The organism is Herbaspirillum sp. LeCh32-8, assembly GCF_017814915.1.
Lineage (GTDB): Bacteria > Pseudomonadota > Gammaproteobacteria > Burkholderiales > Burkholderiaceae_D > Herbaspirillum.
Genome location: NZ_JAGIPZ010000002.1, coordinates 49,386 through 69,558 on the forward strand (window position 1 = coordinate 49,386; position 20,173 = coordinate 69,558).

The window sequence follows — 20,173 nt, forward strand, 5'->3', positions numbered from 1 at the left end:
GTTGTCCTGTCGATAACGAAAGACGGCCGTGCCGCCGGGCGAACAGAAGCTAACTACAGCGGGAACGATCCGTCAAAGTCGAATGTCGCATAAACTTATTTCGAATTCTGATTTTCCCTGGCAGTTCCGAGAACCTAAACTCTTGCACTTTGCCCGTCGGGCGTCAGAGCTTTCATGGCGTGCGATCCGGGCAGGCATCACCATCCGGAGTAGCAGTGAATCCCGAATCAGCAAACGCAGTGCGCGTCGGCATCGACGTCGGCGGCACCTTTACCGATTTCGTCCTTTATGATGCCGGCCGCAAGCGCCTGGCTTACCACAAGCAACCCAGCACGCCCGCCGATCCCGCGCTGGCGGTGCGCGACGGATTGGTCGCGCTGATCGCCAAGCAGGGGCTTTCACCTTCCGACGTCGGCGTGCTGCTGCATGGCACCACCATCGGCCTGAACGCCATCATCCAGCGCCGCGGCGCGCGGGTGGCGCTGATCGCCAGCGAGGGCTTTCGCGACGTGCTGGAGATCGGCCGCGCGCGCATGCCGTCTTCCTTCGACTTCCACGCCACCCGTGAAGAACCCTTCCTGCCGCGCGAGCGCGTGCTGGAAATCGGCGCGCGCTTCAACCGCGAGGGCGAGGCCACGCGCTGGCCCGGCGCCGACGAGATCGCCCGCGTCGCCGACGGCATCGGCAAGCTGGAATGCGACGCCGCCGTGCTGATGCTGATCAACGGCTTCCTCCAGCCCGAGCGCGAGGCCGAGCTGGCCGCCGCGCTGCAGGCCGCCTTGCCGGCGCATGCGCGCGAGGTCGCAGTGCTCTCGGCAGCGCAGACCTGGCCGGAGATCCGCGAATACGAACGCACCGTGGTGGCCACGCTCAACGCTTATATCCAGCCGCTGATGCGCCGCTATTTCGAGCGGCTGGCGCAGTTGATGGGCGATCTCGGCGTGTCCGCGCCCATCCTGGTGACCGCTTCCAACGGCGGCTCGCTGTCGCTGCAGGGCGCGCTGGCGCGCCCGATCGACACCGTACTGTCCGGCCCCGCCTCGGGCGTGGTGGCCGCTGCGCGCCTGGCCGATCAATCGCAGACGCCGCGCATCGTCACCTTTGACATGGGTGGCACCAGCAGCGACATCGCGGTCTCCCAGCACGGCCAGGCCGAGATGGTCACCCGCACCGAGATCGGCGGCCTGCCGCTGGTGCTGCCGGTGGTGGGCGTGTCGGCCATCGGCGCCGGCGGCGGCTCGCGCATTCGCGTCGATGAGCACGGCGTGCTCAAGGTCGGACCGGAAAGCGCCGGCGCCGATCCGGGCCCGGCCTGTTACGGTCGCGGCGGCAGCGACGCCACCGTCACCGATTGTTATCTTGCCACCGGCGTGCTGGATGCCGACGCCTTCGTCGGCGGCGCCATGAAGTTGTATCCCGAGCGCGCCATCGCCGCGCTCGACAAGGTCGCCGCTGCGCTGGGCGACACCAAGCCCGACGCCGCCATTCGCGCAGCTTCCGGCGCACTGGCCATCGCCACTGCGCAGATGGCCTCCGAACTGCGCAAGAGCCTGGCCCAGCGCGGCCTGGATCCGGCCGAGTTCGCGCTGGTGCCGTTCGGCGGCGCCGGTCCCACCCACGCCAACTGGCTGGCCGAAGAAGCCGGCCTGCAACACGTGCTGGTGCCGCAAAAGCCCGGCACCTTCTGCGCGCTGGGCGCGGCCACCTCCGACTTGCGGCGCGACTTCGTACGCAGCCTGCGCGTGGCCATCGACGAACGCAGCGCGGCCGAGGTTGGCGCGATCTGGAACGCCTTGGCGCAGCAGGCTCAGACGTGGGTTGACGAACAAGGCGTGCAGGAAGCCGGCAGCGCCACCGAACTGCGCCACGCACTGGACATGCGCTACGCCGGCCAGGCCTACGAGCTGAGCGTGGCCTTGCCCGAACCCTTGCCCGCGCCGCTCAACGCGCAGGCGCTGACCGAAGCCTTCCACCGCGAGCATGAACGCCTGTACGGCTTTCGCGACGAGGACGCGCCGGTTGAAGTATCGACCATCCGCCTGGCCATCGTCGGCCGCCTGGCCAAGGCCGGCAGCGCCGGGCGCGCTGCAGGTATCGGCAGCCCGGCGCCGCGTGCGCGGCGTCGCGTGTTCCTGCGCGGCGGCTGGCATGAGGCCGGGGTGTACGCACGCGAAGATCTCGGCGCCGGCGACTTGCTGCAGGGGCCGGCCGTGATCGAACAGGAAGACACCACGGTGCTGGTGCTGCCGGGCTGGCAGGGGCAGACCGACCGTCACGGCAATCTGCATCTGAAGCCGCTGGACGCGCAAGTGAAGGGAGCACACGCATGAAACTCGATCCGGTAAGCATAGAAATCCTCGGCAACAAGCTGACCTCGGTGGCCGAGGAGATGTGCCTGACGCTGCAGCGCACAGGCCGCACGCTGTACGTGAAAGAGACGGCCGACTTCTGCTGCGCGCTGGCCGGCCTGGACGGCAAGTTCTTCGCCTATCCGCGCGCGCTGGGCGTGTCCGGCTTCGTCGGCCTGGATTGCAGCACCGCCATCGAGGCGGTTGGCGCGCTGGAGCCGGGCGACGTGATCCTGACCAACGACCCCTATCGTTCGCGCGGCCTGGCGACCCACCTGCCGGACCTGCAGGTGATCGAGCCGTATTTCCACGACGGACGCATCGTCGCTTACGGCTGGGGCTTCCTGCACGCATCGGATGTCGGCGGCAAGGTGCCCAGCAGCATATCGCCGACCAACCATGAGATCTTCCAGGAAGGCCTGCAGATTCCACCAGTGAAGATCATGCGCGCCGGTCGCATGAACGAGGACGTGGCGTTGCTGTTTCGCGCCAACAGCCGCACGCCGGACGCCAACATGGGTGACCTCAAGGCGATGCTGGGCGCGCTGGCCACCGGCCGCGAGCGCGTGGCGCAGACATTGGCCCAGCACGGCGAGCAAGCCTTCCTCGACGCCCAGGGCGACCTGGTGGAATACGCCGCGCTGCGCGCCCGCACGGTGCTTTCGCGCATTCCCGAAGGCACCTACCGCTTTACCGATTACCTCGACGACGAGGCCGGCGCCGGCCTGCCGGTACGCATCGCGCTGGCGGTGACCTTGAAGGGCGGCGATATCGAACTGGACTTCACCGGCAGCGACCCGCAGGTGGCCGCCGCCATCAATATTCCCAGCCACGGCCTGCCGCATGCGTGGCTGACGCTGCGCATCCTGGCGCTGGTGGCGACGCTGGACAAGGGCGTGCCGATCAATGCCGGCCTGTTGCAGCCGGTGTCGGTGGTGGCGCCGGCCGGCAGCATCGTCAACCCCTTGCCGGGCGCCGCCGTCGGCGTGCGCCACGCGGCTGCGGTGCGCGTCAACGATGCGTTGAACGGCGTGCTGGGCCAGGCCTTGCCCGAACACATGCCCTCGGCCAGCGGCGGCACCATCATCCCGGTGGTGGTGGCCGAGCCTTCGCGTCATGGCCACGGCCAGAACGTGCAGGTGGTCGAGCCCATGGTCGGCGGCACCGGCGCTCGTCGTGGGCGCGACGGCGCCGACGGCCGCGACAGCAGCATCTCCAACCTCTCCAACAACCCGGTCGAAACGGTGGAGGCCGAGACCGGCGTGGAGATTGTGCGTTATGGCCTGCGCGCCGACTCCGCCGGCGCCGGCCAATGGCGCGGCGGCAACGGCCAGGAGATCCGCTTCCGCATCCTGCAGGACGACAGCTTCGTGCTGGCGCGCGGCATGGAGCGCCTGCGCTTTCGTCCGTGGGGGGCGCAGGGCGGTGGCCCGGGCGCGCCGGCGCGGCTGGTGCTGCAGCGTCCCGGCGAATCGCCGCGCGAGCTGGGCAAGATCGACCTGCTGCCGGTGGCCGCCGGTGACGAGATCGCGATCCAGACCCCCGGCGGCGGCGGCTGGGGCAATCCCTTCGCGCGCGATCCGGCCGCAGTGCTGGCCGACGTGCGGCGCGGCCTGCTGTCGCCGGATGCGGCGCGCCGCGACTACGGCGTGGCGCTGGCCAATGGCGCCGACGGCCTGGCGCTGGACGATGTCGCCACCGCCGCCTTGCGCAATGCCGAGCCGGCGCCGCGCAGCCGCTTCGGCGCCGAGCGCGACGCCTGGGACCGGGTGTTCCCGCCGGCCCAGCTGGATCGTCTCAACGCGGCGTTGTTCGCAATGCCGCCGGCGGCCCGTCCGCGTCGCCGCCGCCAGGTCTTCGCGGCGGCGCTGGCGACCTTGCCGGAAGGCTTCCCGCAGGCGCTCGCGCATGACAACGCCATCGCCCAGGCCGCCGCGCATTTCGTGCGCGAGGTCGATGCCTGTAGCTCGTCCTGATGCCGTTGAAACCGAACCCGCTTCTTTCGTTTCGTCGACCGAAATCCGATCCAACAACATGGAGAACAACACCGTGAAATCGATCCGCCTCATTCCGACCCTGGCCGTCACCCTGGTCGCTGCCGCCATCCTCGCCGCTTGCGGCGACAAGCAACCCGACGCACCGCAAGCCGGCGCCGCCGCGCCTGCGCCGGCCGCCACCGACAAGGTGGTGATCGGCGTCTACGGCGGCGATTGGGAAAAGAACATCCGCGCCGCCGGCCTGGAGCAGTACGCCAAGGACAACAAGATCAACGTCGAGATCGTGCCGGGCGCGGACGCCGAGTGGCTGGCCAAGCTGCGCGCGGCCAACGGCAACAACCCGCCGTACGACATCGTGGTGTTCCAGCCCGACTCGGTGCAGCGCGCCGCCGCGGCCGGCCTGCTGCAGCCGCTGGAGGCGTCCAACATCCCTAACCTGGCCAAGCTTTATCCCTCGGTGCAGGAGAAATTCACCAAGGACGGCAAGACCTTCGCCGCCGCCTTCAGCCTGGGCCAGCTCGGCCTGGCCTACCGCACCGACCTGGTCAAGACCCCGCCCAAGAGCTGGCTGGACCTGTGGAATCCCGAGTACAAGGGCCACGTCGCGATCTCTTCGCCGACCTATGCCGCCGGCCTGCAATTCTTCGCCGGCCTGACCCACGCGCTGGGCGGTGAATTGAAGAACGACGCCGATGTCGAGAAGACCTTCGCCAAGCTGGCCGAGCTGAAGGGCAACGCAGTCGCCTTCCCAGACAGCCCGGGCGCGATCCAGACCCTGCTGGAGCGCGGCGACGCATGGGTGGTGCCGTACTGGGACGGCCGCGTGTTCGCGCTGCAAAAGAGCGGCCTGAAGGTGGGCTTCGCCTACCCGAGCGACGGCCCGGTGGTGGGCGCAGCCAACTGGGTCATCGCCAAGGGCGCGCCCAACCTGGCCAACGCCTACAAGCTGGTTGACTTCCTCTCCAGCGACAAGGTGCAGAAGAACTTCTCGGACGGATCGCTCTACGGCATGACCAACCAGGACGTGCAATACAACGAGGAGCTCAAGGGCAAGGTGCAGGTCGGCGAAGAGGCGTACAAGAAGCTGATCTGGATCGACTACGAGGCCGCGACTCCCAAGGTCGCCGACTGGAGCACCCGCTGGGCGCAAGCCCTGGGCAACGGAAAGTAAGCGCCGCATGAGTGCTATCGATATCCGTGGCGTGGCGCGCCGCTTCGGCGCGTTGCAGGCGCTGGACGGCGTGGACCTCTCGATCGCCCAGGGCGAGTTCTTCTCGCTGCTGGGCCCCAGCGGTTGCGGCAAGACCACGCTGCTCAACATCATCGCCGGCTTCCTCGAGCCCAGCGCCGGCAGCGTCGCCATCGGCGGGCGCGACATCACCCGCCTGGCGCCGCACCAGCGCGATATCGGCATGGTGTTTCAAAACTATGCGTTGTTTCCGCATCTGAACGTGTTCGACAACGTCGCCTACGGCCTGCGCGTGCGCAAGTTCAAGGGCGATGCGGTGCGCGAGCGCGTGGCCGAGATGCTGGCGCTGGTGCGCCTGTCGGAGTTGGCCGAGCGCATGCCGCACCAACTTTCCGGCGGCCAGCAGCAGCGCGTGGCGATCGCCCGCGCGCTGGCGATCCGGCCGCAGGTGCTGCTGCTGGACGAACCGTTGTCCAACCTCGACGCCAAGCTGCGCAAGGACATGCAGGCCGAGCTGCGCCGCCTGCAGCGCGACGTCGGCATCACCACCGTGATGGTGACGCACGACCAGGAAGAAGCGCTGGGCCTGTCGGACCGCATCGGCATCCTCGGCGGCGGCCACCTGCAGCAGGTGGGCACGCCGCTGGCGTTGTACCGCCAGCCGGCCAACCGCTTCGTCGGCGAGTTCGTCGGCCAGGCCAACCTGATCGCCGTGCAGTCCGAAGGCGGCGGCTATTTCAATGCGCTGTCGCATGCGGCGGCCGACGGCGTGCCGCTGCGCCTGCTGGCCGACCAGGCGGGCGCGGGCGGCGTGTTGTTCCTGCTGCGTCCGGAACGTATCCGCCTGGCGGAGATTGACGGCGCGCCCGCCGCCCCCAATGCGGTCGACGGCACCGTGCGTGAAGCCAGCTACGCCGGCGCCGAGCTGCACCTGACGGTGGCGCTGGCCGGGGCAGGGGAGCTGCAGGTGGCCGCGCCCGAATCGCTGTTCGGGCAGGTGCCGCCGCCCGGCGTAGGCGTGCGCCTGTCGTGGGAGCCGCACGACCTGGTGGCGCTGCCGGACGCCGACGCCGCCGGCGCCCGAACAGTGCCGGGACGCACGGCATGAGCCGCGGCAAGGTCGCCGGCGGCGCATGGTTCCCCTGGCTGCTGTTGACGCCCGGCATGTTGTTCCTGATCGCCTTCCTGGTGGCGCCAGGCCTGCTGTTGGCGGCGCTCTCGCTGCGCGATGTCGACGGCATGCTGATGGTGCTGCCGACCTACAGCCTGTCCCAATACATCACCGTCTTCACCAGCGCCGGCTACCTGGACGCGCTCGGCACCACGCTGTGGGTGGCCGGCCTGACCGCGCTCCTGTGCGTGCTGCTGGCGTGGCCTGCGGCCTGGCTGCTGGTCAACACCCGCAGCCGCACCTGGCGCACGGTGCTGTACGTGATCCTGATTTCGCCGCTGCTGACCAGCGTGGTGATCCGCACCTTTGCCTGGATCGTGCTGCTGGCGCAGAACGGCCTGATCAACGACGTGCTGCGCAAGCTCGGCGTGATCGATACGCCGCTGGCGCTGCTGTGGAACATGAAGGCGGTGATCGTGGCCTACGTGCAGGTGATGCTGCCGTTCGCGGTGCTGCCGCTGGCGACCTCGCTGGGCGAGATCCCGGCCGCCTTGCCGCGCGCCTCGCAAAGCCTGGGCGCGGGCGCCCGTCACACCTTCTTCCACGTGCTGCTGCCGCTGACCATTCCCGGCATGATGAGCGGCGCCATCATCGTGTTCGCGCTGGCCGCCGGCAGCTACGTCACGCCACTGCTGATCGGCGGACGCCTGCAGCCGCTGTTGCCGATCAATATTTATCAACAGGCGCTGCAGATCGCCAACCTGCCGCTGGCGGCCGCCTTGTCGCTGACCCTGCTGGCGGTCACCGCGATCATCGCCGCCGTCATGAGCCGCCTGCAAAAACAATGGGAGCGCCGCGTCTATGGCCACTGACAACGACACCCTGGCCACCTCCGGCGGTCCCTGGCGCTGGGCCGGCGTGGGCGCGGGGGCCTTGGTCTATCTGTTCCTGCTGCTGCCGGTGCTGGTGATCTTCCTCTCCGCCTTCAGCCCCGAGGCGTATCCGCAGTTTCCGCCCAAGTCACTTTCGCTGCGCTGGTTCCAGGCCTTCGTCGACAACGGCGCGTGGCTGCGCGCCTTGCAGGTGAGCGCCTGGCTGCTGCTGGTGGTAACGCCGCTGACCACCATTCTCGGCACCACCGCCGCTTATGCGCTGGCGCGGCTGGATTTTCGCGGGCGCGAGCTGGTGCAGGCCTTCGTGCTGTCGCCGCTGATTATCCCGCAAGTGGTGCTGGGCATCGCGCTGCTGTACGTGCTGACCGCCGCCGGCCTGGCCGGCTCGATGCTGGGGCTGGCCATCGGCCACACGCTGGTGGCGCTGCCCTATGCGGTGCGCACCGTCTCGGTCAGCCTGGCCAGCATGGATCGCCGGCTGGAATCGGCCTCGATGAACCTGGGCGCCACCCCGGCCTACACCTTCCGCCACGTGACCTTGCCGCTGATCCGCCCGGGTATCGTGGCCGGCGCGGTGTTCGCGGCCGTGACCTCGTTCGGCGAGGTGTCGGTCAGCCTGTTCCTGACCGCGCCCGGCACGGTGACCATGCCGGTGCGCATCTTCACTTACATCGACCAGACCTTCGACCCGGTGGTCAACGCCGTCTCGGCGGTGTTCATCGTGCTGGCGGTGGCTGCGCTGGTGCTGATCGAACGCACCATCGGCCTGACCAAGGCGATGTAATTTCCCCGTCCGCTTCCCGTCGCGCGGGAAGCGGCGTCTGTTGCGTCTGCGTTTGGCCTCATGCTTGTCAAGAAGGTCATATTCCCGTCACACGAATTAAATATGATCGCCGATTGATCAAAATTTCATTCGCGGGATAGCATGGTGGACGGCCAATTCAGCCTTACCCCGGCGATGGGGAACAAACTGTTTCAACCGACGGCGGGGGCGCTGGCGGTGACGGTACCGGTGGTGTCGTTCGACGAGAACAACGCCAAGGTATTGGAGGTGTTCGGCCAGCACAAGGAGCTGGTGAGCCTGCCGGTGGTGGAGGGGGATCGCCCGATCGGGCTGATCAGCCGGCATATCTTCATGTCGCAAATGTCCAAGCCCTATCACCGCGAACTCTATGAGCGCAAGAGCTGCATCGCCTTCATGGACAAGGATCCGCTGATCGTCGAAGGCGACACCTCGGTCGAGACCGTGGGTGCGCTGGCGGTCGCCTCGGGCGACAAGACGCTGGCCGACGGTTTCCTGATCGTCGAGCAGGGTCGCCTGCTGGGCCTGGGGTCCGGTCTGGAGCTCATGCGCGAGCTGGTCGCCCTGCAGGTGGAAAAGAACCGCCAGGTGATGCAGAGCATCGACTACGCCAGCGTGATCCAGCGCGCCATGCTGAGCACCTCGCGCTCGGCCATGTCGCAGGCGCTGGACGACGCCTGCCTGATCTGGGAGCCGCGCGACGTGGTCGGCGGCGACTTCTACCATTTTGAACATCACGCCGACGGCTGGTTCGCCGCCGTCGCCGACTGCACCGGCCACGGTGTGCCGGGCGCCTTCCTGACCCTGATCGCATCCTCTTCGCTCAAGCAGGCGCTGGAGCTGCACGGTCCGCGCGATCCGGCGCAGGTGATGAACGAGGTCAACCGCAGCATGAAGCGCGTGCTGGGCCAGCATGCCAGCTCCGAAAAGCAATCCGAATCCGACGACGGCATGGACGCCTGTTTCTTCTGGTTCGACACCGGCAGCCGCCAACTGACCTGCGCCAACGCCAAGATGTCGCTGTTCGTGCTGGCCGCCGACGGCGAGGAAGTGCAGACCATTGACGGCAAGCGCACCGGCCTGGGCTATGTCGACACGCCCGACGACATGCGCTGGGAAAACCGCAGCGTGCAGGTCGGTCTTGACGCCATCGTGTTCGTCTCCACCGACGGCATCATCGACCAGATCGGCGGCGCCAAGAACATCGCCTTCGGCAAGCAGCGCCTGCGCCGCGCGCTGCAGGAACATCGCCACCTGCCGATGGCCGAGCTGGGCCGTCAGGTCATGGCCGGCCATCTCGACTACCAGGGGACGCAGCGTCGCCGCGACGACGTTACCTTCTTCGGCGCTCGCCTGGGCGGCGCCGCCAACCAACCTGATGAGCAACACGCATGAGCGGTATTCAGACTGAATGGGCCGAGTTCCATCGCTACGTCGAGCGGCGCGATGTGATCTTCTACTACGTCGGCTATTTTTCGCAGAGCATCATCGCGGCCATGGCCGACGCCGTCAAACTGCGCGCCGAATACGCCGGCGCGATGGGGCAGACGCGACGCAAGCTGTTTTCTTCCTTCGTCGAAATGGCGCAGAACATCGTCCACTACTCGTCCGACCTGCACGAGAAGGAAGGCCGCGCCACCGAACCTTCGATGCGCCACGGCGCGGTGTTCATCTCGCTGACCGACGGCGTTTATTACCTGCACTGCGCCAACCCGGTGGACAGCGAAATGGCCGACAAGCTGCGTCCCAAGCTGGAGCGCCTGCGCTCGCTGACCATCGACGAGATCAAGGCCGAATACAAGGAAATGCTGCGCGCCGAAACGCCGCCCGACAGCAAGGGCGCGGGCCTCGGCTTCCTGACCGTGGCGCGCGACGCCAGCGCGCCGCTGGACTTCGAATTTTCTGTGCCGGACGCGGACGGCGCCTCGACCTTCTACCTGAGGGCCACCATCTGACGAAGCCCGCCTGCCGGGCCTCTCTGCATTTTGGATATGAACCATGGACAATTTATTTATCGCCGCTAGCGCCAGCTCCCCCGAAGTCGATTTCCGCTTCGAGCAGCGCGTGCTTTCCCTGAAGGGCGAGTCGTACCCGGAGAACGCGGCCCAGTTCTGGGGCGAGATCATCGCCACGCTGCGCCGCTTCCTCGACGACGACCAGGCCGGCGCCGCCATCACCGTCAACGTGGCGCTGTCTTACTTCAACAGCTCCAGCACCAAGATGCTGTTCTCGCTGTTCGACGCCTTGAACGAGAAGGCCGAGGCCGGCACCGACGTGATCCTGAACTGGTACCACGACGAGGATGACGACACCATCTTTGAATTCGGCCAGGAGCTGCAGGAAGACTTCGCCGCGCTCAAATTCAACGACCACGCGGTACAAAGCTGATGACCGACGTCGACCTTTTCGAGGAAGAAGCGGAAGCCCTGGAGCGCGCCAAAAGCGTGCTCTCCAGCGGCACCGACGACTTCGCGCGCTATCGCGCCGCGCTGGAAGAACTGATGCAGCACTACGGCCAGCTGATGCGCCAGAGCCGTCGCTTGATTTCGCGCAGCGACCGCACCGAGCGCGAACTAAACCTGCTCAACGCCCGCCTCAAGCAGCTCAGCGACGAACTGGAATACAAGGCCAGGCACGACAACCTGACCGGCGCCCTGAACCGCGGCGCGGTCTTTGACAGCGCGCACCGCATCCTGGAGCAGTCGGCCATGTCGGTGATCGTACTGGACATTGATTTCTTCAAGCGCATCAACGACGAATTCGGCCACCCGACCGGCGATGCGGTGATCCGCGAACTGGTCAACCGCCTGCGCGTGGCGCTGGACGGCGTCGGCCTGATCGGCCGCGTGGGCGGCGAAGAGTTTTCCATCCTGCTGGCCGACATGCCGCTGGACGAGGCGGTGCTGCATGCCGAGCGCATTCGTCATGCGATCGCCGGCGAAGCCTTCCCCTGCCTGCCATCGCGCCCGGTCACCTCCAGCTTCGGCGTCTCGTGGAGCGCCGCCGGCGGCGACTTCGAAGACGCCTATGCGCGCGCCGACCAGGCGCTGTACGAAGCCAAGCGCGGCGGCCGCAATCGCGTGGAGCGCGAGTCGGCGGCGTAAATACAGCTGCGATCAAAGAGATATGGCGACGCCGGCTGCCGCGCACAGCAGCACCGCCAGCCACGCAGGACAGCGGCCCGATTGCAGCGCCGCCAGAGCTGCCAGCGCAACGGCGAAATCCACCGGTCGCAGCAGCGCCGCGGCGCCGACGGGCTGGTACAGCGCTGCAGCCAGCAGTCCGACCACCGCCGCATTCACGCCGGCCAGAGCAGTCTGCATGCGGGCGTTGGCGCGCAGCGTCGTCCAGAACGGCATGGCGCCGGCCACCAGCAGAAAGGACGGTGCGAAGATCGCCAGCAAGCACAGCATGCCGCCGCTCCAGCCGCTTGGCCCGGCCTGCATCGACGCCCCGAGGAAGGCGGCAAAGGTGAACAGCGGCCCCGGCACCGCCTGCGCCGCGCCATAGCCCGCCAGGAATACATCGTTGTCGACCAGACCGGTCGGCACTACTTCCGCCTGCAGCAGCGGCAACACTACGTGGCCACCGCCGAACACCATGGCGCCGACGCGAAAGAACGCGTCGACATCGGCCAGCGCGCGCGATGACAGCGCACTCGACAGCAGCGGCAAGGCAGCCAGCAATCCGAAGAACAGCAGCAGCCAGATGATGCCGGCCCGTTTGCCCACGGGCGCCGGCAGGGCTTCGTGAACCGCTTCATGCGGTGCGCGCAGCAACAGCAACCCGACGACGGCGGCGATGGCGATGACGGCGAGCTGGCCCAGGGCGCCCGGCAGCAGCAGCGTGGCGGCGCCTGCCAGCGCAGCGATGACGACGCGCGGCGCATCGGTACACAGCTTGCGCGACATGCCCCACACCGCCTGCGCCACGACCGCCACCGCCGCCAGTTTCAGGCCATGCAGCAAGCCCGCCGGCAATACGGCGCCATGCGCCAGGCCCAGCGCAAACAGGATCAGCGCCAGCGCCGAGGGCAGGGTGAAGCCGGCCCAGGCGGCCAGCGCACCGGCATAGCCGTGGCGCAGCAGGCCGACGGCCATGCCGACCTGGCTGCTGGCAGGTCCGGGCAGGAACTGGCACAGCGCGACCAGATCGGCGTAGCTGCGTTCGGACAGCCAGCGGCGGCGCGCGACGAATTCTTCACGGAAGTAAGCGAGATGGGCGATGGGTCCGCCGAAGCTGGTCAGGCCCAGGCGCAGGAAGACCCGGAACAGGGTCCAGGCGTTGTCGTGCTGGTGATCGTTCAATGCTGGCGGCGGCTGCATCGGCGTTTTTCCCGGTGAAGAGACCGGCCATTGTGCTACAGGATAGGGCCGCCGTCGCGCTTATTTCTGTCGGCCGCGTCGCGGCTGTTGCCCCGGCAAATTTGGCGAGGCAAACAGGCGACGGCTCAAACTCATTCCAGCGGCGCCACCGACGCGCCGCTGATGCCGTGGCGTTGCAACGCCTGGGCCACGAAGCCCGAGGCCTTTTTCTTTTCCACAAAGGCAGCCAGGAAGGCTGCGGCTTCTGCGCCGCGGCTCTTGGGCACGCCCATGGCCTGGCGGATCACCATGAAGCGCTCGTTGAGCAGGCGCATGCCGCCGGCCTGGGCGGCATCGTGTTCCAGCTGCTGCTTCACGCCGGCGGCGACTTCGGCGCCTTCCTGCAGGAAGTGCTGCACCACCGTCGGCGAGGTAGGCGAGCGCAGGATGGTGGCGTGCTTGAGCTCGCGCGTCAGGTAGAGGTCATAGGCGCTGCCCTTGCCGACCACCACGCGCTGGCCGGCGCGGTCGACCTCGTCGTTGCTCTTGAGCGGGGAATCGTTCTTCACCAGGTAGTAACCCTCGATCAGCACATAAGGCGCGGTGAAGGCGATCTGCTGGCCGCGTACCGGGTCGATGGCGAAGAAACCGAAATCAGCCTCTTCGGCGGCCACTGCCTCCACCGACTTGCCGGCGGCGTCGAACACCACCAGCTCCAGTTCCGCGCCCAGCTCGCGCGCCAGCTCGCCGGCCAGGTCGACCGAGACGCCGCAAGGGCAGCCGTCGGCATCGCGGCCGGCGAGGATGGGATTGCCCAGGTTGATGGAAGCGCGCAGCTTGCCGGTGGGCGCGAAGGCGGAACGGATGGCGAGAGTCAGGTTCATGGCGTGGCGAATCGATGGGCGCATGGCCGCTAGGGTTGCAGGATGTTCCCGATCTTGGCGATCGAGAGCAGGGTGTATTGCAGGTGTTCCTTCATGAAGGCCGAGGCCTCCTCGTTGCGCTCGCGCTCCAGCAGATCGAGGATGTGCAGGTGCTGGCGGCAGTGTTCCGGATAGCGGTCGCGCTGGCGCATCGAGCGGTAGGACAGCAGGCGACGCACGCGGTTGACGCGTTTGATGGTGTCGATGAAGAAGGCGTTGCCCGAGGCTTCGACCAGGCTTTCATGGAAGCGCACGCCGCGGTTGTGCAGCTCGTCGGCGGTGGCCGTCTCGATGCCGCCGGCCAGCAGGTGGCGCTCGGTGGCGCGGCATTGCTCCAGCACGGCGGGGTCGAGCCGGAAGCCAGGTTCCAGCAGCGCCGCCGGCTCCAGCGCCAGGCGCAGACGGTAGGACTGCAGCAGGCTGTCGGGAGTGAGCAGCATGCTGGAGAAGATCCAGCCGTAGCCCGGCTTGCGCTCGGCCCAGCCCTCCTTGGCGATGCGGCTCAGCACGCTGTTGAGCTGGGAGGCGGTCAGGCCATAGCGGTTCTTGATCAGTTGCTCGGAAAACTCCTGCGGCAGATCGCCCTTGAGCAGGTCGTCGGCGATGCGGAAGTAGACCGTGGTGATGACGTCGGTCTCTTCCAGGCCGAGCGCCTGCACGATGTCGGCGATATGCTCGTCGAAGCCTTCGCCGACGAAGTAGCCCTTGTTGCGTTCGCGCGTGAGCAGGCCCTTTTCATGCAGCATGGCCAGCGCGGTGTTGATCGGCTGGCGCGACACGCGCAGCCGGTCGGCTAACATCTGCGCGGGCAGGTGCGTGCCGGTGTCCCAGGACTGGCTCTTGACCAGTTCCACTATCTGTTTGGAGATGGATGATTCCGCGCTCATTGTCGTCATGGTTCGCAGGCCCGGCCGGGCCTTCTCCATCTATTATGACCGACGCTGTGCCTCGATCGTATTTCCCAGGATGAAGGGAATCACCCCGCCCCGGCGCAGCAGCTCCACTTCCAGTTGGGTTTCCACCGCTGCGCGCGCGGCGATGGTCTCTACGCGGCCGTCCTTGCGCAGCAGCCGCACCGGCACCTCGCAGCGCGGCTGCAGCGCGGCGGCGTCGGCCGCGATCTCGATGCGGTCGCCCGGCGCGATAGCCAGTTCGGCCGGCGCCATGCCCGCCGGCAGGCGCAACGGCAGGATGCCCATGCCGATCAGGTTGGAGCGGTGAATGCGTTCGAAGCTCATCGCCAGCACCGCGCGGATGCCGAGCAGGCGCTGGCCCTTGGCGGCCCAGTCGCGCGACGAGCCGGTGCCGTAGCGTTCGCCGGCCAGCAGTACCGCCGATTCGCCGGCGTCGCGGTAGCGCGCCGCCACTTCATGGATGGGTGCGATCTCGCCGCTGGGCACGTGCAGCGTATGTCCCGGCGGCGCGGCCGGGGCCAGCAGGTTGCGCAGCGTCTTGTTGTAGAAGGCGGCGCGCATCATGACTTCCCAGTTGCCGCGACGCGAGGCGAACACGTTCAGGTCGTCGCGGTCGTCGCCGCGCGCCACCAGGAAGTCGGCGATGAAGCTGTTCTTCGGGATGGCGCTGGCCGGCGAGATGTGGTCGGTGGTGATGTCGTCGCCCAGCACCAGCAGCGGATAGGCGGTGAAGCTGCCCAACAGGCTGCCTTCTGACAGCGACGCGAACGGCGGGCGGCGCAGCGCGGTGGAGTCGGGCGACCAGGGAAAGAGCGGCGTCTGCGGCACCTGCAGCGCATGCCACATCGGATTTTGCGACGCGACGGCGAAGGCTTCCGGGAAGTCGGCCGGGCGCACGCCCGCGGCGACCGCGGCGGCGATCTCATCGTGCGTGGGCCACAGATCCTTGAGCCATACCTCGCGACCGTCGGCGGTGCTCTGCAGCGGTTGCGTGGCGAGGTCGATCTCGGCGTCGCCTGCCAGCGCACAGGCCACCACCAGCGGCGGCGACATCAAAAAGCCCAGGTCCAGGTCGGGATGCACGCGTCCCGGGAAGTTGCGGTTGCCCGACAACGCCGCCACCGGATAAATCTCGCCCCGGGCCAGCGCCTGCTGGATCGGCTCGCTCAATGGGCCGGAGTTGCCGATGCAGGTGGTGCAGCCGTAGCCGACGATGTCGAAGCCCACAGCCGACAAGTCATCGGTCAGCCCGGCGCGTTCCAGGTAGCTGGCGGCGGCCGGCGAACCGGGGCCGAGCGAGGTCTTCACCCAGTGCGGCACGCGCAGGCCGAACGCGCGCGCCTTGCGCGCCACCAGTCCGGCCGCGGCCAGCAGGGCCGGATCCGATGTATTGGTGCAGCTGGTGATGGCGGCGATGGCGTAGGGGTGGCGCGGCAGTGCGCCGCCGCGCTGCGGTGCGAATCCGAGCGCGCTCACCGTCGACGCCAGTTGCGCGTACGACAGCAGATCCTGCGGCCGGCGCGGACCGGCCACATGCATCTCGATGGCGTCGAGGTCGACCTCGATGGTGCGCGTGTAGCGCGGCGTCGCTGTCGGGTCGAACCACAAGGTATTGCGCTTGGCGTACGCCTCGGCCAGGCCGAGCAGGGTCTCGGGGCGATGGGTGGTGCGCAGGTAGTCGATGGTGTGGGCGTCAATCGGGAAGTAGCCCGAGCTGGCGCCGTATTCGGGCGCCATGTTGGCCACCACCGCGCGTTGGCCGGCGCTCAGCGCGGCCACGCCGGGGCCGAAGAATTCCACGAACTCGCCCGACACGCCGATCGCGCGCAGGCGCTGGGTGACGGTCAGCGCGAGGTCGGTGGCCAGCACGCCGGCGCGCAGCTTGCCGCTCAGGCGCACGCCGATGACATCGGGAATGCGCATCATGGTGGGCATGCCGAACATCACGGTCTGCGCCTCCAGGCCGCCCACGCCCCAACCCAGCACGCCGATGCCGTTGATCATCGGCGTGTGGCTGTCGGTGCCCAGCAGGGTGTCGGGCACGATCCATGTGCGGCCGTCGCGCTCTTCCCGGGTAACCACGGTGGCCAGCTGCTCCAGGTTGATGGTGTGCATGATGCCGGTGCCGGGCGGGTGGATGCGCACGCCCTTCATCACCTTCGAGGCCCAGCGCATGAAGCTGTAGCGCTCGCCGTTGCGCCTGATTTCCAGCTTCAGGTTCTTCTCCAGCGCATCCTTCTGCGCGAAAAATTCCACCGCCAGCGAATGATCGACCGACACGTCCACCGGCAAGCCCGGGTTCAACACGGTCGGATCCCAACCGGCCTCGGCCAGCGCGTCGCGCATGGCGGCGATGTCGACCAAGGCGGGCGTGCTGGTGGTGTCGTGCATCAGCACGCGGCCGGGCTGGAAAGCGATCTCGGCCTCGCTGCTGCCGCGTTCCAGCCAGGCGAACACGGCGGCGACAGCCGCCTCGCGCTCGGCGCCGACGCCGTTGCGGACGATGTTTTCCAGCAGGATGCGCAGCACCACCGGCAGCGCGGCGAGGCGTTCTCCGAACAGGACGGGCAGGTCGACCACTTGGTAAGACGCGCCGGCATGGTCAAGAAGGCCTGGCGTGAATGGCGAGGAATTTTGCATAAATTCATTGTTGCATATATTTGCGAAAAAATGCAATATAAAGAAAAGAACAATCACCCACCCACAGGAGACTGCGAGATGAATCGAGACAAAGAACCGGCGAAAACCGGCCTGGAGCCTGCCTTGCAGGCTGCCGGCAACGGTCGTCGCCGGCTGCTTCAGGCCGCTGCTGCGGCCGGCGGACTGGCCACGCTGGGGCTGGCCGGCTGTGCCGCCGGCACAACACAACAAGCCACCAACCCGGGCGCGAACCAGGCTGCGTCGCCCGCCATGTCAGGAACCACGAGAGGGAAGACCATGTTTGCTTATGTCGGCTGCCGCACCACGCGGGAGCGCAATGCGCGCGGAGACGGAATCAGCGTGTTCAGGGTGGATGCCGCCAGCGGCGACCTGACGCTGGTGCAGCTGGTGAAGGACCTGATCAATCCGTCCTTCCTGGCGTTGAGTCGCGACGGCCAGTATCTCTACACGGTGCATGGCGATATCTCCGACATCAGCGCCTTCAAGGTCGACCGCGCCAGCGGCAAGCTGAGCTTCATCAACCGTCGCAGCACCCACGGCAAGAACCCGGTGCACCTGGCGATCGATCCCAGCGGCAAGTACATGGTGGTGAGCAACCACCTGGGTTCCAGCCTGGCGGTGCTGCCCATCGGCGCCGACGGATCGCTGCAGGAGATGACGCAGCTGGTGACGCTGGAAGGGCCGATCGGTCCGCATCGCGTCGAGCAGAAATTGTCCAAGCCGCACTTCAATCCGTTCGACCCCAGCGGCAAGTTCGTGATCGTGCCGGACAAGGGCCTGGACCGCACCTTCTCCTTCCGCTTCGCCGACGGCAAGCTGACGCCGGCCGCGCAGCCCTTCATGGTCGCGCGTGAAACCTCCGGCCCGCGCCACATCGCCTTCCACCCGCGCTTGCCGATGGCCTACGTGGTCAACGAACTGGATTCGACCGTGACCAGCTACGCGTACTCGGCCGCCGACGGCAGCCTGGCGCCGCGCCAGATCCTGTCGACCCTGCCCGAGACCTTCACCGGCAACAGCCGCGCCTCGGAGATCGAGATCGACAAGAGCGGTCGATTCCTGTTCGCCTCCAACCGCGGCTACGACAGCATCGCCGGCTTCATCATCGACCAGCAAAGCGGCTTGTTGCGCGCCGGCGCGGTGACGCAGACGGCGGGCAAGACGCCGCGCTTCTTCACCATCACGCCGGACAACCGTTTCCTGTACGCGTTGAACGAGGACAGCGATTCCATCGTCGCCTTCACGCTCGACCAGGATAGCGGAGCGCTCGCGCCGACCGGTTTTTCGGTCGCCTCCGGCAGCCCGGTCTGCATGATTTTTTCCTGACCCGGCCACCCCATTCAACTTTCCTTTGAGGATGCCGGCGGCCAACCGCCGGCAGCAGTCGCATGCAAACATGTCAAGAGATCAATGAAGGCGCGCTGGTGCGCAAGATCACCTGGAAGATCATTCCCTTCGTCTTCATCCTGTACATCATTTCCTACCTGGACCGCGCCAACATCGGCTACGCGGCGCTGCAGATGAACAAGGAGCTGGCCTTGTCGGCGGAAGCGTTCGGCTTCATCTCGGGGATCTTCTTCATCGGCTACTTCCTGTTCGAGGTGCCGAGCAACGTGATGTTGAACAAGTTCGGCGCGCGCCGCTGGATTGCCCGCATCCTGCTCACCTGGGGCGTGGTGTCGGTGGCCTGCGGCTTCGTGCAGAGCGCCAACCAGCTTTACGTGCTGCGCTTCCTGCTGGGTGTGTCGGAGGCCGGCTTCTTCCCCGGCATCATCGTCTACCTGACTTACTGGTTCCGCCAGAAGGAGCTGGCGACCACGGTAGCGCTGTTTACGGCCGCCATCCCGGTGTCGTACATCATCGGCGCGCCGCTCTCCACCTGGATCATGGACAACGTGCACTGGGCCGGCTGGAGCGGCTGGCGCTGGATGCTGGTGCTGGAAGGCGTCCCGGCCATCATCGGCGGCCTGTTCTGCTACTTCTACCTGATCGACCGGCCGCAGGACGCCAAATGGCTGAACAACGAGGAAAAGGCCTGGATCGCCGCCGAGCTGGAGAACGACCGCAAGGCCAAGCCCGAGGCGCAGCACCTGAGCACGCTGAAGACCATGTCCAACCCGCGCGTGCTGTACCTGTCGTTCATCTATTTCGTCTACCAGTGCGGCAGCCTCGGCGTGGGCTACTGGATGCCGCAGATCATCAAGGGCTTCGCGTCCTCGCTGACGCATACCCAGATCGGCCTGGTGGCGATGCTGCCTTACCTGTTCGCCACCATCGTCATGGTCTTCTGGTCGCGCAGCTCCGATCGGCGCGGCGAACGCCGCCTGCATTCGGCGCTGCCGCTGCTGGTGGCCGCATTGGCGATGGGGACGATTCCCTTCGCTTCCGGGCCGTATCTGGCCACGCTCATGATCAGCCTGTCGCTGGCCGGCCTGTACGCCTTCAAGTCGCCGTTCTGGGCCTTGCCGACATTGTTCCTTTCGCGTGAAACGGCGGCGGTGTCGATTGCGGTCATCAATTCGCTGGGCAACCTGGGCGGCTTCGTCGGCCCTTCGCTGATCGGCTACGTCAAGGGCAGCGGCGGCGGCGCCACCACCGGCCTGCTGTTCTTGGCGGCGCTGCTGGTGCTCTCGTTCCTGATGACCGTGTTCATCCGGGTCCGCGAAAACACCGCTGCCGCGCAGTCCTCGGTCAAGGCCGCCGGCAGCCGCTGAGCGCGCCGGCGACCGGGGCCGCGCCGGTCTGCCTGAGAGCATGCCGGCCGGGCGGCCGGCGACGTCGCGGCGAGGTGGGCGACGGCGGTGCAAAAAATGGCTTCGATGAGGCCATTTTTTATTTCCGGCCTCATCGCGCATGCGCCGCTGCGGCCGCTTTGCGCTTGCGTCTTCATCCCTTCCCGGTCGGCCTGACGGCGGTATTCGCGCCGCGCCGCACCATCGGCGGCCACAAAAAATTTGATCCCCGGGGCTTTTTTTTCTAAATTTCCGGTGCTATCCTGATTTTCGCGCAAACGTTTGCGCAAGCATAACGG

The 20,173-nt window shown here is 67.2% G+C and carries 16 protein-coding genes; 12 read left to right on the forward strand and 4 right to left on the reverse strand.

Annotation, left to right across the window (positions count from 1 at the left end):
* Positions 1–215: 215 nt before the first annotated feature.
* The 10 genes from J8I26_RS05400 to J8I26_RS05445 all read left to right on the forward strand — a co-directional run bounded on the left by J8I26_RS05400 (position 216) and on the right by J8I26_RS05445 (position 11,444).
* Complete coding sequence (locus J8I26_RS05400) at positions 216–2,330, forward strand: hydantoinase/oxoprolinase family protein (RefSeq protein ID WP_209604919.1); 2,115 nt, start codon at positions 216–218, stop codon at positions 2,328–2,330.
* The gene (locus tag J8I26_RS05405; protein ID WP_209604921.1) at positions 2,327–4,324 is read left to right on the forward strand and encodes a hydantoinase B/oxoprolinase family protein; all 1,998 of its coding nucleotides are present in this window, start codon (positions 2,327–2,329) and stop codon (positions 4,322–4,324) included. The genes J8I26_RS05400 and J8I26_RS05405 overlap by 4 nt, the downstream gene beginning before the upstream one ends.
* Before the next feature lie 58 nt (positions 4,325–4,382).
* Positions 4,383–5,516 carry an ABC transporter substrate-binding protein gene (locus J8I26_RS05410; RefSeq protein WP_245200146.1) on the forward strand — a complete coding sequence of 378 codons (1,134 nt, stop codon included), beginning with the start codon at positions 4,383–4,385 and terminating at the stop codon, positions 5,514–5,516.
* Positions 5,517–5,523: 7 nt separating this feature from the next.
* Positions 5,524–6,642, forward strand: coding sequence for an ABC transporter ATP-binding protein (locus J8I26_RS05415; protein ID WP_209604923.1), 1,119 nt, complete (start codon positions 5,524–5,526; stop codon positions 6,640–6,642).
* The gene (locus tag J8I26_RS05420) at positions 6,639–7,517 is read left to right on the forward strand and encodes an ABC transporter permease (protein WP_209604925.1); all 879 of its coding nucleotides are present in this window, start codon (positions 6,639–6,641) and stop codon (positions 7,515–7,517) included. Before J8I26_RS05415 ends, J8I26_RS05420 begins: the two co-directional genes overlap by 4 nt.
* Positions 7,507–8,322 carry an ABC transporter permease gene (locus J8I26_RS05425; RefSeq protein WP_209604926.1) on the forward strand — a complete coding sequence of 272 codons (816 nt, stop codon included), beginning with the start codon at positions 7,507–7,509 and terminating at the stop codon, positions 8,320–8,322. The genes J8I26_RS05420 and J8I26_RS05425 overlap by 11 nt, the downstream gene beginning before the upstream one ends.
* 144 nt (positions 8,323–8,466) lie before the next feature.
* Entirely contained in the window at positions 8,467–9,735 is a 1,269-nt protein-coding gene (locus tag J8I26_RS05430; protein ID WP_348635292.1) for a SpoIIE family protein phosphatase, read from the forward strand.
* On the forward strand, positions 9,732–10,295 hold the full coding sequence (locus J8I26_RS05435; RefSeq protein ID WP_209604930.1) for a SiaB family protein kinase: 564 nt from the start codon (positions 9,732–9,734) through the stop codon (positions 10,293–10,295). The genes J8I26_RS05430 and J8I26_RS05435 overlap by 4 nt, the downstream gene beginning before the upstream one ends.
* A gap of 43 nt (positions 10,296–10,338) precedes the next feature.
* Complete coding sequence (locus J8I26_RS05440; protein WP_209604932.1) at positions 10,339–10,728, forward strand: DUF1987 domain-containing protein; 390 nt, start codon at positions 10,339–10,341, stop codon at positions 10,726–10,728.
* Complete coding sequence (locus J8I26_RS05445; RefSeq protein ID WP_209604934.1) at positions 10,728–11,444, forward strand: GGDEF domain-containing protein; 717 nt, start codon at positions 10,728–10,730, stop codon at positions 11,442–11,444. Before J8I26_RS05440 ends, J8I26_RS05445 begins: the two co-directional genes overlap by 1 nt.
* A gap of 12 nt (positions 11,445–11,456) precedes the next feature.
* Here the strand turns inward: J8I26_RS05445 and chrA are convergent, their stop codons facing one another.
* From chrA to acnA, 4 genes are all read right to left on the reverse strand, one after another.
* On the reverse strand, positions 11,457–12,647 hold the full coding sequence (gene chrA, locus J8I26_RS05450; protein ID WP_209605788.1) for a chromate efflux transporter: 1,191 nt from the start codon (positions 12,645–12,647) through the stop codon (positions 11,457–11,459).
* 149 nt (positions 12,648–12,796) lie between these two features.
* Positions 12,797–13,528 carry an ABC transporter substrate-binding protein gene (locus J8I26_RS05455; RefSeq protein WP_209604935.1) on the reverse strand — a complete coding sequence of 244 codons (732 nt, stop codon included), beginning with the start codon at positions 13,526–13,528 and terminating at the stop codon, positions 12,797–12,799.
* 29 nt (positions 13,529–13,557) lie between these two features.
* Positions 13,558–14,463 (reverse strand): GntR family transcriptional regulator, encoded by a 906-nt coding sequence (locus J8I26_RS05460; RefSeq protein WP_209604938.1) that lies wholly within the window; start codon positions 14,461–14,463, stop codon positions 13,558–13,560.
* A gap of 33 nt (positions 14,464–14,496) precedes the next feature.
* Entirely contained in the window at positions 14,497–17,121 is a 2,625-nt protein-coding gene (gene acnA, locus J8I26_RS05465; RefSeq protein WP_209604940.1) for an aconitate hydratase AcnA, read from the reverse strand.
* Between the two features lie 78 nt (positions 17,122–17,199).
* Between acnA and J8I26_RS05470 the strand changes: the two genes are divergently transcribed.
* Entirely contained in the window at positions 17,200–18,468 is a 1,269-nt protein-coding gene (locus J8I26_RS05470; RefSeq protein WP_209604942.1) for a lactonase family protein, read from the forward strand.
* Between the two features lie 62 nt (positions 18,469–18,530).
* Positions 18,531–19,856 (forward strand): MFS transporter, encoded by a 1,326-nt coding sequence (locus tag J8I26_RS05475; RefSeq protein WP_209604943.1) that lies wholly within the window; start codon positions 18,531–18,533, stop codon positions 19,854–19,856.
* The last annotated feature ends 317 nt before the right edge of the window (positions 19,857–20,173 follow it).